The organism is Streptomyces misionensis, from assembly GCF_007896895.1.
Taxonomy (GTDB): Bacteria; Actinomycetota; Actinomycetes; order Streptomycetales; family Streptomycetaceae; genus Streptomyces; species Streptomyces misionensis_A.
In genome coordinates this window covers 1-12,083 of sequence record NZ_VOGW01000001.1, presented here as the reverse complement: position 1 = coordinate 12,083, position 12,083 = coordinate 1, and the positions used below count along the sequence as shown (strand labels likewise).

The following is a 12,083-nucleotide window of genomic DNA, read 5'->3' as shown; positions in this document are numbered from 1 at the left end:
TCGTACCTAATGGGTTTCAGTGTGGCGACGCCGCCGTGGCGTCGGATGTCGAGGAAGACAGCGAGGCAGTAATGCGAACCCCCCAGGTCGTCGTCGTGATGGGCGTCGCGGGGACGGGCAAGACCACGATCGGTCCTCTGCTCGCCGCGCGGCTGGGCGTCCCGTACGCCGAGGGCGACGACTTCCACCCGCAGGCCAACATCGACAAGATGTCGGCCGGGATCCCGCTCGAGGACGCCGACCGCTGGCCCTGGCTGGACGCCATCGGCCGCTGGGCGCACGGACGGGCCGGTCTCGGCGGGGTGGTCAGCAGCTCGGCGCTGAAGCGGTCGTACCGCGACCGGCTGCGGGCCGTGGCGCCCGGCGTGGTGTTCGTGCACCTCGCGGGCGACCGGAAGCTGATCGAAGAACGGATGAGGCAGCGTCAGGGGCACTTCATGCCGACCGCGCTGCTGGACTCCCAGTTCGCCACGCTGGAGCCCCTGGGACCGGACGAGGCGGGTGTCGCCGTGGACGTCAGCGGAGATCCCCAGGAGATCGCCGAGCGCGCCGTCCAGGCGCTGGCCGGGCTGTCCACCGCATCCGCGTAACCCCTCCCCCAACCCTGTAACCGCAAGGAACCCCCGTGACCAGACTCAGCGTCGAGATGCTGGCAGCGGACGCCCCTCCGCCGATCACCTCCGCCGGGCACGCCCAGTTGGGCATAGCCGCCCTGGTGGGCATCGTGGTGATCGTCCTGCTCATCACCAAGTTCAAGCTGCATGCCTTCCTGGCGCTGACCATCGGGTCGCTGGCGCTCGGAGCGGCCGCGGGAGCGCCGCTCGACAAGGTGCTCACCAGTTTCACCACCGGGCTCGGCTCCACGGTCGCGAGCACGGGCGTGCTGATCGCGCTGGGCGCGACCCTCGGCAAGCTGCTCACCGACTCCGGCGGCGCGGACCAGGTCGTGGACACGATCCTCGCCAAGGCCGGCGGCCGGGCGATGCCGTGGGCGATGGTGCTCATCGCCTCCGTGATCGGACTGCCGATCTTCTTCGAGGTCGGCATCGTGCTGCTGATCCCCGTGGTGCTGATGGTCGCCAAGCGCGGCAACTACTCCCTGATGCGCATCGGCATCCCGGCGCTCGCCGGCCTGTCCGTGATGCACGGCCTGATCCCGCCGCACCCCGGCCCGCTGGTCGCGATCTCCTCGCTGCACGCCAACCTGGGCGTGACGCTGGCGTTCGGCATCCTGGTGGCCATTCCGACCGTGATCGTCGGCGGTCCGCTGTTCTCGAAGGTCGCGGCCCGCTGGGTGGACGTCCCGCCGCCGGACCGGATGCTGCCGCAGCGCCCCTCCGATGAGCTGAAGCGCCGTCCGAGCTTCGTCGCCACGCTGGTCACCATCCTGCTGCCGGTGGCGCTGATGCTGGTCAAGGCGCTGGTCGACATCATCATCGACGACCCCGCCAACACCACCCAGCGCGCCTTCGACGTGATCGGCGCCCCGCTGATCGCCCTGCTCGCCGCCGTGATCGTCGGCTTCTTCACGCTGGGCCGGCCCGCCGGGTTCAGCAAGGAGCGGCTCCAGGCGACGGTGGAGAAGGGCCTGATGCCGATCGCGGGCATCCTGCTGATCGTGGGCGCGGGCGGCGGCTTCAAGCAGACGCTGATCGACTGCGGTGTCGGCCAGATGATCCTGGACGTCTCGAAGAACTGGTCGATCCCGGCGGTGCTGCTGGCCTGGCTGATCGCCGTGGTGATCCGGCTGGCGACCGGCTCGGCGACGGTGGCGACGGTGTCGGCGGCCGGTCTGGTCGCGCCGCTCGCGGCCGACATGTCGACCACGCACACGGCCCTGCTGGTGCTGGCGATCGGTGCCGGCTCGCTCTTCTTCAGCTTCGTCAACGACGCCGGCTTCTGGCTGGTGAAGGAGTACTTCGGGCTCAGCGTCGGGCAGACCGTCAAGACCTGGTCGATCATGGAGACGATCCTGTCGGTGGTCGGCGGCGCGCTGATCCTGCTGCTGTCACTGGTCGTCTAGGGCCTCTCGTTCGGATCAGGCCGGGTTCGCGGGGCCTGATCCAGACGAAAGACCCTGGTGTCTTCGGCCCTCGACGGTGGTTTCCCGCCCCCTCGCCGACCTGCGCGGTCGGCGAGGGGGCGGTCCCGTTCACGGGCGCCACAGGGGGTGCTCCCGTTTCGCCCACTCCCCGCTCACCGTCCCCGTGCGCAGGCCCCGCCGCGCCTCCGGGTCGCCCAGGGCCATGCCGATGTGGCCCGCGAGGACGACGGCGATGGCGAGGGCCAGCCAGTCGTGGACGAAGGTGGCGGCGGTGCGCCAGACGAGCGGGGCGAGATGGGTGAACCACATCGCCAGGCCGGTGCCGAGCATCACCAGGGCGGCACCGGCGATCCAGGCCGCGTAGATCTTCTGCCCGGCGTTGAACTTGCCCGCCGGGCGCGCGCCGTGCCGCCGGTCGCGGCGCGCGGCGGCCCACAGCCAGAGCCGGTCGTGCGGGCCGAACCGGTTCAGCAGCCGCAGGTCGGCGCGGAAGGCCCGGAAGGCCAGGCCCACCAGGACCGGGACCGGCAGCGCGAGCCCGGCGCACTCGTGGACGCGCACCACCAGTTCCCGGCGGCCGACCAGCACGGCGAGCTGGGGGATGTAGAGCACGGCCGCGGTCAGCACGCATACCCCCATCAGCGCGGCCGTGGTCCGGTGCACCCAGCGTTCGGCCCGGCTGAAGCGGGGCAGCCGGACGGACGGGCGCGCCGGGGCGTCAGCCGGTGGGTTCATCGGTGCGTCCGTTGGAGCGGCCGACCCAGGCGTCCACGTCGTAGCCCAGGTTCTCCCAGTAGCCGGGCCGCACCCGGTCGGTGACGGTGATGCCGGAGAGCCACTTGGCCGACTTGTAGAAGTACATGGGGGCGACGTAGAGGCGGACGGGGCCGCCGTGGTCGTGGCCGATGTCCTTGTCCTGCATGCGCAGGGCGACCAGCACGTCCGGGCGGCGGGCCTGGGCGAGGGTGAGGCTCTCGGTGTAGGTGCCGTCGAAGCAGGTGAAGCGCAGGGCCCTGGCGGTCGGGCGGACCCCCGCCGCGTCCAGCAGGTCGGCGAGTCGCACGCCCTCGAAGGGGGTGCCGGGCACCCGCCAGCCGGTGACGCACTGGACGTCCCTGACCAGCCGGGTCTGCGGCAGGGCACGCAGGTCGGCGAGGGTGTAGGCGCGGGGGTGGTCGACCAGGCCGCCGATGGTCAGGCGGTAGTCCGTGGCGTTCTTGTCCGGCACGGAGGCGGCGACGGAGTAGTAGCGGAAGCCGCCGCCGTTGGGGAGCAGACCGCTCAGGCCCGTGGGGTCCTTGCCGGCGAGGGACTCCAGGCCGCGTTGCAGGGCGGGCGCCGTGAGCACGCCGAGGGCGCCCAGGCCGAGGGTGCCGAGGAAGACGCGGCGGCCGACGGGGGTGCCGTTCCGCTCCTCGGGGGATTCCGGGTTCACCCCTTCATTCGAGCACCGGGGACGGCGTCTGACCAGGGAGTCCCGCCGTTGGTCAGGGTTTCGTAAGGACTCGGGCCCCCCGCGCAGCGCTCAGACCGGCACGGGCAGGGCGTGGGCGCGGGCGGCGCGGAAGGCGGCCCACGGATCGCGGTGCGGGTAGCACCAGGGGGCCCGGGTGGCGTGCGGGCCGATGCGCCGGAACAGGACGGCGGCCTCGGCCGGGCGGCCCGCCGCGGACAGGGCGAACGCGAGGTGGTTGAGGTCGATGTGCCGGCGGGGGTGCTCGTCGTGCTCCCACTCCAGCCACCAGTCGAAGCCGGCCCGCAGGATGCGCCGGGCGCGCGGCCCGGTCCAGTGCCCGGAGGCGGCGGGGTCGGCCGGGGCGAGCCCGGTGGCGGCGAGCACCCGGTACCGCTCGGCGAGGGCGACGACCGGCAGGACGGCCAGCGGGGAGTCGGCGGGGGCCGCACCGGCGGCCGCCTCGGCGAAGTCGTACACCTCGTGGGACTCGACCCGGCCGCCCGAGGGCCGCTCGGCGAGGCGGGCGACGAGGAGGTGGTGGGCGTGGTGGTGCTCGGGGTGGCGGCGGCGCACCTCGGCGAAGGCGTCCAGCACCTCGCCTTCCGCGCCCTGGGTGCGGGCCAGCCGGAGCAGGCCGAGCCAGGGGGTGGGGTCGCCGGGGGCGAGCGCGGCGGCCTTCGCACAGGTCTCGCGGGCCCGGCCGGGGTCCTCCCGGCCGCGCAGGGCGAGCCGCACCCGGGCGAGGGCGAGCAGGGCGGCGGCGTCGGCGTCGGCGGGTTCGGTCCGGAGCCAGTCCCAGGCCCAGGCGGCGGCGTACGGCTCCCGGGCGAGCACGGTCAGCCGGTGGCCGCGGCGGTCCCAGTCGTCGCCGGTGTGCAGCAGCAGGGAGCGGGCGGCCTGTCTGCGGCCCTGGACCAACGCGGCGCGTGCGGCGCGCAGTTCGGGGTCGTCGAGGGCGTCGTCGTAGGCGCCGGGGGCGGCCGGGGCGGCGGGTCCCGGACGGTCCGTGCGGACCCGGCGGGCGACGAGCAGGGGCGGGAGTGGTGACACCGCGGGGCTTCCTGTTTCTCGGGCTGCCATCGGCCGATCACGGACAGCAAACCCGCAGGCCAAGGTTTGCGTCAAGCGGAACGCGCCTGTTGATGGGTTCAACTACCGTGCGGGCCAAGGAAATTGGGGTATATGCCCCGAGGGCGTCGTCGGGCGGCCGCACTCCGGGCGAACTCCGGGCGTGCCGCTGTGGCGTACGCCATGGCGCCCCGCGTCCGGGGCGCCGACGATGGCGGGCAACCGCCCGTTTCCGGGTCCTTCCGGGGCAATGCCGCCCCGGGAGCGCTACAGTCGGCCCCTACGCGTCCGTGGTCCGGCCGGATGATCGAGGTACGCAGCGTGTCCGTTCTGGTTCTCCTCCTCGCCGTGAGCGCGGCCTGCTGTCTGGGCCTCGGCTTCGTGCTCCAGCAGAACGCCGCGCAGCAGGCGCCGCTGAGCGACTTCCTGTCGTTCCGGCTGCTGCTGGACCTGATGCGGGTGCCACGCTGGCTGGGCGGGCTCGGGCTGATGGTGGCCGGCATGGTGCTGGGCGCGGTCGCCCTCGGCAAGGGCGAGATCTCCCTGGTGGAACCGCTGCTGGCCACCAATCTGCTGTTCGCGCTCGCGCTCTCGCGCCACCAGACCAAACAGCCGCTGGGCCGCCAGGGTTGGGCCGGGCTGCTGCTGCTGGCGGGCGGGGTCAGCGCGTTCATCATGGCGGGTGAACCGCGCGCCGGCACCGCCATCGCCGATCCGCTGCGGCACTGGCTGATCATCGGCGTGGTGGTGGGCGCGGCCCTGGCGCTCACCATGTACGCCAAGCGCTCCCGGCTCAGCTGGGGTCCGGTGCTGCTGGCCCTGGCGGCCGGGCTGCTCTACGGGGTGCAGGACGCGCTGACCCGGGTGAGCGGCACCCTCTTCTCCGACGGCGGCTTCGAGGAACTGTTCACGAGCTGGCAGCCGTACGGGGTGTTCGCGTGCGGGGTCACCGGACTGGTGCTGGTGCAGAGCGCCTTCGAGACGGCGCCGCTGCGGATGTCGCTGCCCGCGCTCACCGCGGCCGAACCGCTCACCGGCATCCTGTGCGGGGTGGGCTTCCTCGGCGACCGGCTGCGCACCGACACCGGGGCGCTGGCCTGGCAGGCGGCCGGGCTCGGGGCCGTGGTCGCGGGCATCGTCCTGCTCGGGATGCACCCGGCGATGCCGTGCGGCGCGACGGAGGCGGAGCCGCCGGCCCGCGACCTCCAGCGCCGCTGACCGGCCACCGTGACCGCACCCGTGTTTGGATGAGGTCATGAACCCTGCTGACGAGATCCTCGACATCGTCGACGAACACGACCGGGTCGTCGGGCAGTTGCCGCGCGGCGAGGTGTACGCCCGGGGGCTGCGCCACCGCTGCGTCTTCATCCAGGCGAGGGACGCGGCCGGGCGGCTGTTCGTCCACCGGCGCACGGCGACCAAGCTGGTCTTCCCCTCGCTGTACGACCCGTTCGTCGGCGGGGTGGTGGGCGCGGGCGAGTCCTACGACGAGGCGGCGCTGCGGGAGGCCGAGGAGGAGCTGGGGGTCCGCGGGCTGCCCCGGCCGACGCACCTGTTCACGTTCCTCTACGACGACGGGGCCGGCCGGTCCTGGTGGTCGGCGGTGTACGAGGTGCGCTGCGCACTGCCGGTCGACCCGCAGAAGGAAGAGGTGCAGTGGTACGGCTTCCTCACCGACGAGGAGGTCGAACGGCGGCTCGGCGAGTGGGAGTGGGTGCCGGACGGGCTGGCGGCGTACGAGCGGCTGGCGGAGTTCCGGGCCGCCGGCCGCTGATCCCGCGCGGCCCCGCGGTCCGGCGGGGTCCGGCCGCGGCCGTGGCCCCGGTCACGTTTCCCGCCATGTTCGCCGCGCGCTCTGGACGACATACCGACCGGTCGGCATCATGAGTCGGGTCCAGTACGTCCGTCCGTAGGAGAGAACATGAGCGCCGACCACCCGCCCGGACTCGACCTGGACCGGCTGCGCGCCCTGCTGGAGCGCGAGCGCCCCGGTCTGGTGCGGGGCCCCCTCGGCGGACGGCTGATCGAGGGCGGCCGCTCGAACCTCACCTACGCGCTGACCGACGGCACCTCGCGGTGGGTCGTCCGCCGGCCCCCGCTCGGCCATGTGCTGGCCACGGCGCACGACATGAGGCGCGAGCACCGCGTGATCAGCGCGCTGCACCCGACCTCCGTACCGGTGCCCGCCCCGGTGCTGCTGTGCGAGGACGAGGAGGTGCTGGGCGCGCCGTTCTACGTGATGGAGTTCGTGGAGGGCACCCCGTACCGCACCTCCGGGCAGCTGGCCGCGCTGGGCGAGGGCCGGGTGCGCAGCGCGGTGCTGTCCCTGGTGGACACGCTGGTCGAGCTGCACGCCGTGGACCCCGCCGAGGTGGGCCTCGGCGACTTCGGGCGGCCCGAGGGCTATCTGGACCGGCAGCTGCGCCGCTGGGGCAAGCAGCTGGACGCCTCCCGCAACCGCGATCTGCCGGGCATCGACGAGCTGCACGCCACCCTGGGCCGCAGGCTCCCCGCCTCCCCCGCGCCCGCCGTCGTGCACGGCGACTACCGCCTGGACAACGTGCTGATCGGGGCCGGCGACCGGATCACCGCGATCCTCGACTGGGAGATGTCCACGCTCGGCGACCCGCTGACCGACCTCGGTCTGCTGGTGATGTACAGCCGCAGCCTGGACGTGCCCGACTCGCCCGTGGCCACCACCGCCGAGGCGCCGGGGCACCCGGCCCCCGCGGAGCTGATCGAGCGGTACGCGGCCCGCTCCGGGCGGGACGTCTCGGCCGTCTCCTGGTACGAGGCGTTCGCCTTCTTCAAGCTCGCCGTGATCGTGGAGGGCATCCACTACCGCTACACCCTCGGCCAGACGGTCGGCCGCGGTTTCGACCGCATGGGCGACCTCGTGCCCGTCCTCATCGACCACGGACTGACCACTCTTCAGGAAGGCTGACCGGCATGGACTTCGCGTTCGACGCGCGCACCGAGGAGCTGCGGGCCAGGCTGCTCGCGTTCATGGACGAGCACGTGTACCCGGCCGAGGCGGTCGCCCAGGAGCAGCGGGCCGCGCTCGACTCGCCCTGGGACACCCCGCCGGTGGTCGAGGAGCTGAAGGCACAGGCCCGCCGGCAGGGCCTGTGGAACCTGTTCCTGCCCGACGCCGAGTACGGCGCGGGGCTGACCAACCTCCAGTACGCGCCGCTCGCCGAGATCACCGGCCGCTCCCCGCAGCTGGCGCCCACCGTGACCAACTGCGCCGCGCCGGACACCGGGAACATGGAGGTGCTGGCGCAGTTCGGCGACGAGCGGCAGAAGAAGCAGTGGCTGGAGCCGCTGCTGGCCGGCGAGATCCGCTCGGCGTTCGCCATGACCGAGCCGGAGGTGGCCTCCTCGGACGCCACCAACATCACCACCCGGATCGAGCGGGACGGCGACGAGTACGTCATCACCGGCCGCAAGTGGTACATCTCCGGGGCGATGAACCCGGACTGCAAGATCTTCATCGTGATGGGCAAGACCGACCCGGACGGCGCGGACATCCGCCGCCAGCAGTCCATGGTCCTGGTACCGCGCGACACTCCCGGTGTGACCGTCCGGCGGGCCATGCAGGTGTTCGGGTACGAGGACCACTTCCACGGCGGCCACGCCGAGGTGGTCTTCGACCGGGCGCGGGTGCCGGTGACCAACCTGATCGGCGAGGAGGGCGGCGGCTTCGCCATCGCGCAGGCCCGGCTCGGCCCCGGCCGGATCCACCACTGCATGCGGCTGATCGGCATGGCCGAGCGGGCGATCGAGCTGATGTGCCGCCGGGCCGTCTCCCGCACGGCGTTCGGCAAGCCGCTGGCACAGCAGGGCGTGGTGCAGAACTGGATCGCCGACGCCCGGGTGACGGTCGAACAGCTGCGGCTGCTGGTGCTGAAGACGGCCTGGCTGATGGACACCGTCGGCAACCGGGGCGCGCACACCGAGATCCAGGCCATCAAGATCGCCACGCCGCGCGCGGTGGTCGCCATCCTGGACCGCGCCATCCAGCTGCACGGCGCGGGCGGTGTGAGCCAGGACTTCCCGCTGGCCGAGATCTACGCCGCCGCCCGCACCCTGATGCTGGCGGACGGCCCCGACGAGGTCCACCAGCGGTCGCTGGCGCGGCGGGAGCTGAAGAAGTACCTCTAGTAGCCGCCGAAGCGGGTGTGGTCGGCGCGCAGCAGGGCGACGAGGACGGAGCGGAACCGGAACCGCGGTGAGGGTCTGCGTGTCATGCGTGCGGCGTGGCGCGCGGGCCGTCCACCGGTCCGACAGATGGTTTCGCCGGGAGCCGTCGCTTTCATGGATGGTTCTCTGCGAGCTGGTCAGGGCCGGGATCGGGGTGGCGTTCGTGCCCCGCGCCATGGGGGAGCGGGCGGGGCTGCCGTGCGTGCGCATACGGCAGCCGGAGCCCGGCCGTACCGTCGTCCTGGCCGGGCGCGGGGCGCGGCCGGGGAACCCGGCGGCCCGGTCCCTCGTCCGTCATCTCACGGGCGCAGCGCCCGCAGCAGCAGATCCGCCAGATGGTCGGCGACCTGCTGGGGGGTGAGAGGGCCGTCGGGGCGGTACCAGGTGGACAGGTGGTGGACCGAACCGAAGTGGTAGTCCACCACCAGGTCGGCCGGGGTCGCGGTGGAGAAGACGCCCGCCCGCTGGCCCTCCTCGATGAGCGCGCGGAAGCGTTCGTGGTAGCGCCGCCGCTCGGCCCGTACCTGCTTGTACTTCTCCGGGCTCAGCTGGTGCATGGAGCGGAAGAAGATCGAGGCGTCGTCCAGGTTCTCGATGGTCGACACCACGACGTCCGCCGCGGCCCCCCGCAGCCGCGTCTCCACGGGCGCGTCCATGCCGGCGAAGTGGTCGAGCCGCTCCTGCTGGACGCGCAGCATCCGCGCGTAGATCTCGTGCAGCAGGTCGTCCTTGGAGCCGAAGTAGTGGTACAGCGCCCCCTTGGTGACGCCGGCCGCCTCCACGATCTCCTGCACGGAGGTGCGGTCGTAGCCCTGCTCCGCGAAGAGCCGGGTGGCGGCGGCCAGGAGCCGCTGCGGAACGGGGGCTCCGTCGCCGTCCGTCGTCCTGGGCACTGCCGCCACCTGCCTTCCGTGATGTCACTTGTTCTCGCGCGGTCCGCCGCTTCGGGAACGCAGTTCCCGACGGAGGATCTTCCCACTCGCCGTCTTGGGCAGCTCGGGCAGGATCTCCACCTGGCGCGGATACTTGTAGGCGGCCAGTCTCTCCTTGCAGTACGCGGCGAGTTCGTCCGGGTCCGTCCCGGCCCCCGGGCGCAGGCTGATGTACGCCTTGACGGTCTCCCCGCGGTAGCCGTCGGGCACGCCCACGACGGCCGCCTCACGCACCGCCGGGTGGGTGTAGAGGACGTCCTCGACCTCGCGCGGCCACACCTTGAACCCGGCCGCGTTGATCATGTCCTTCTTGCGGTCCACGACGTAGAGCCAGCCCTGCGGGTCCATGAACCCGATGTCGCCGGTGCGCAGTTCGCCGTCCGGGAAGGTCTCGGCGGTGGCGTCCGGACGCCGCCAGTAGCCGGGGATCACCTGGGGCCCGCGCACCACGATCTCGCCCTGCTCCCCGAACGGCACCTCCGCGCCCCGGTCGTCCACGATCCGCACCACCGTGTCCGGGCCGGGCAGCCCGACCGCGAGGGTCCCGGAGACGGGGTCGACCGGCGCCTCGAGGGTGGTCGGCACGGAGGCGCAGGGGGCGGTGCACTCGGTGAGGCCGTAGCCGTTGCGGATGTACGCCCCGAACCGCTCCCGGAACCGCTCGACCAGCGCGGGCGGCAGCGGGGCGCCGCCCGAGCCGAGGTGCGCGAAGGAGGAGAAGTGCTCCGGGGCCGCGTCGGGGTGGGCGGCCAGCGCCATGTAGGCGGTGGAGGGGCCGACCGTGAAGTGCGGGCGGTGCTCGGCGAACGCCTCCAGGACGACGCCGGGATCGAACCGGTAGGCGAGCACGAGGGTGCCCGCGCTGCTCAGACAGGCGCCGAACTGGCAGACCATGCCGGTGATGTGGAACAGCGGCGCGAGCGCGAAGTAGACGGGGCCCGGCGGGAGCCGGAGCCCGGTCCGCTGCCGTTCCGCGTTGTACATGATGTTGCGGTGGGTGTTGGTGGCGCCCTTGGGGGTGCCGCTGGTGCCGGAGGTGTAGCTGATCAGCGCGATGTCGTCGGGTGTCGGGTCCCGGCCCTCGGGCGCCGGTCCGCCCCGCCGGGCCGCGGCCGTCAGGTCCTCGGCGTCGGGGGCCTGCGGCAGCCGCTCGAAGGACAGCACCCGGGCGTCGTCGTGCGTCTGGAAGTCCCGCTCGCACGCGGTGAGCACGATCCGCACCGGCGAGTCGGCGGCCGTCTCCCTCAGGTACGACTCCCACGCCCGCTGCGAGCAGACCAGCGCGGCCACCTCGGCGTCCCGCAGCACATGGGTGACCTCGGCCGACTTGTACATCGGGTTGACCGGCACCACGATCGCGCCCGCCTTCCAGGCGCCGAGCACGGCCAGCACGAAGTGCGGCGAGTTCTGGAGCAGTACGGCCACCCGGTCGCCGCGTTCCAGGCCGCGCGCGGCGAGCCGGGCCGCGACGGAGTCGGTCAGCTCGTCCACCTCGCGATGGCTCAGCCGGCCGTCGAAGTAGCTCAGGAAGGTGCGCTCGGGCGCCTCGGCGGCCGCGGCGCGCAGGGCGTGCACCAGCGAGTCGGCGGGGTCGACGGGGGCGCGCTGGGCCTCGTCGAGGAGGGCCAGCCAGGGCTTGGACTCGTAGGGGGACCCGCTCACGACACCTCCTCCACCTTCTGCTGGATGCGGTTCATGCCGGCCAGCCAGCGCTCGGGGTCCGCACCGCGCGCCCGGTAGCGTTCGGCGGTCTGCGCGTGCGGCAGGATCAGGAAGCGGTCCTCCTCGATGCCCTGGAACAGCGCGTCCGCCACGTCCTCGGGCTCGATCGCGGTCGGCGCCAGCGTCACCTCGCCGGCGCTGCCGCTGGCGGCGAGCATGTCGGTGCGCACGCCCTCGGGACAGATCGCGTGCACCTTCAGGCCCCGGTGGCGGTACGTCAGCGACAGCCACTCGGCGAAGGCGTAGGCGCCGTGCTTGGTGACGCTGTACGAGGGGGCTCCGACCATGCTGAGCAGCCCGGCGGCGGACACGGTCGCGACGAACCGTCCGCTGCCGCGCTCCAGCCAGTGCGGCAGCAGCGCGTGGGCCGCGCGGACGTGCGCCATCACGTTGACGTCCCAGGTCAGCGCCCAGGACTTCTCGTCCAGCGGCCCGCCGAGGTCGCCGTCCGCGAAGGCGACACCGGCGTTGGCGCAGTAGACGTCGACGCTCCCGCCGAGCGCGTCCCGCGCCTCCTCGACGATCTCGGAGGCGTCGCCGGGCACGGCGGTCGCGCCGATCTCCCCGGCCACCGCCGCCGCCTTCGCGGCGTCCAGGTCGTTCACCACGACCCGTGCCCCCGCCGCGGCGAACCGCCTGGCGAGGGCGGCCCCGATGC

The 12,083-nt window shown here is 73.1% G+C and carries 13 protein-coding genes; 7 read left to right on the top strand and 6 right to left on the bottom strand.

All coding sequences use genetic code 11. The annotated features are described in order from the left end of the window. Positions 1-71: 71 nt before the first annotated feature. Positions 72-590 carry a gluconokinase gene (locus FRZ03_RS00065; RefSeq protein WP_146462924.1) on the top strand — a complete coding sequence of 173 codons (519 nt, stop codon included), beginning with the start codon at positions 72-74 and terminating at the stop codon, positions 588-590. A 35-nt stretch (positions 591-625) separates the two neighbouring features. Then, entirely contained in the window at positions 626-2,023 is a 1,398-nt protein-coding gene (locus tag FRZ03_RS00060; RefSeq protein ID WP_146462923.1) for a GntT/GntP/DsdX family permease, read from the top strand. Between the two features lie 129 nt (positions 2,024-2,152). On the opposite strand, the gene FRZ03_RS00055 is transcribed toward FRZ03_RS00060, so the two are convergent. The 3 genes from FRZ03_RS00055 to FRZ03_RS00045 form a co-directional block, all read right to left on the bottom strand. Then, entirely contained in the window at positions 2,153-2,779 is a 627-nt protein-coding gene (locus FRZ03_RS00055) for a cytochrome b/b6 domain-containing protein (protein ID WP_146462922.1), read from the bottom strand. Further along, positions 2,763-3,479 carry a molybdopterin-dependent oxidoreductase gene (locus tag FRZ03_RS00050; protein ID WP_146462921.1) on the bottom strand — a complete coding sequence of 239 codons (717 nt, stop codon included), beginning with the start codon at positions 3,477-3,479 and terminating at the stop codon, positions 2,763-2,765. Before FRZ03_RS00050 ends, FRZ03_RS00055 begins: the two co-directional genes overlap by 17 nt. Before the next feature lie 90 nt (positions 3,480-3,569). After that, positions 3,570-4,550, bottom strand: a complete 981-nt coding sequence (locus tag FRZ03_RS00045) for a hypothetical protein (protein ID WP_146462920.1) — start codon at positions 4,548-4,550, stop codon at positions 3,570-3,572. Between the two features lie 339 nt (positions 4,551-4,889). On the opposite strand from FRZ03_RS00045, the gene FRZ03_RS00040 reads away from it, so the two are divergent. The 5 genes from FRZ03_RS00040 (at position 4,890) to FRZ03_RS00020 (ending at position 9,132) form a co-directional block, all read left to right on the top strand. Further along, complete coding sequence (locus FRZ03_RS00040) at positions 4,890-5,786, top strand: DMT family transporter (protein ID WP_146462919.1); 897 nt, start codon at positions 4,890-4,892, stop codon at positions 5,784-5,786. A 37-nt stretch (positions 5,787-5,823) separates the two neighbouring features. Beyond that, positions 5,824-6,342 (top strand): NUDIX hydrolase, encoded by a 519-nt coding sequence (locus FRZ03_RS00035; protein ID WP_146462918.1) that lies wholly within the window; start codon positions 5,824-5,826, stop codon positions 6,340-6,342. A gap of 147 nt (positions 6,343-6,489) precedes the next feature. Continuing rightward, positions 6,490-7,512, top strand: coding sequence for a phosphotransferase family protein (locus FRZ03_RS00030; RefSeq protein WP_146462917.1), 1,023 nt, complete (start codon positions 6,490-6,492; stop codon positions 7,510-7,512). A 5-nt stretch (positions 7,513-7,517) separates the two neighbouring features. Continuing rightward, positions 7,518-8,732, top strand: a complete 1,215-nt coding sequence (locus FRZ03_RS00025; protein WP_146462916.1) for an acyl-CoA dehydrogenase — start codon at positions 7,518-7,520, stop codon at positions 8,730-8,732. 157 nt (positions 8,733-8,889) lie between these two features. Continuing rightward, positions 8,890-9,132, top strand: coding sequence for a LysR substrate-binding domain-containing protein (locus FRZ03_RS00020; protein ID WP_146462915.1), 243 nt, complete (start codon positions 8,890-8,892; stop codon positions 9,130-9,132). Here FRZ03_RS00020 and FRZ03_RS00015 read toward each other — a convergent pair. From FRZ03_RS00015 to FRZ03_RS00005, 3 genes are read right to left on the bottom strand one after another with little or no spacing between them, the layout of a single operon-like run. Further along, on the bottom strand, positions 9,071-9,664 hold the full coding sequence (locus FRZ03_RS00015; RefSeq protein ID WP_146462914.1) for a TetR/AcrR family transcriptional regulator: 594 nt from the start codon (positions 9,662-9,664) through the stop codon (positions 9,071-9,073). The two genes, FRZ03_RS00020 and FRZ03_RS00015, sit on opposite strands and share 62 nt — an antisense overlap. 24 nt (positions 9,665-9,688) lie before the next feature. Next, the gene (locus tag FRZ03_RS00010; protein ID WP_146462913.1) at positions 9,689-11,365 is read right to left on the bottom strand and encodes a class I adenylate-forming enzyme family protein; all 1,677 of its coding nucleotides are present in this window, start codon (positions 11,363-11,365) and stop codon (positions 9,689-9,691) included. After that, positions 11,362-12,081: an SDR family NAD(P)-dependent oxidoreductase gene (locus FRZ03_RS00005; RefSeq protein WP_261398437.1), complete on the bottom strand. Its 720-nt coding sequence runs from the start codon at positions 12,079-12,081 to the stop codon at positions 11,362-11,364. The genes FRZ03_RS00010 and FRZ03_RS00005 overlap by 4 nt, the downstream gene beginning before the upstream one ends. Positions 12,082-12,083 lie beyond the last annotated feature (2 nt).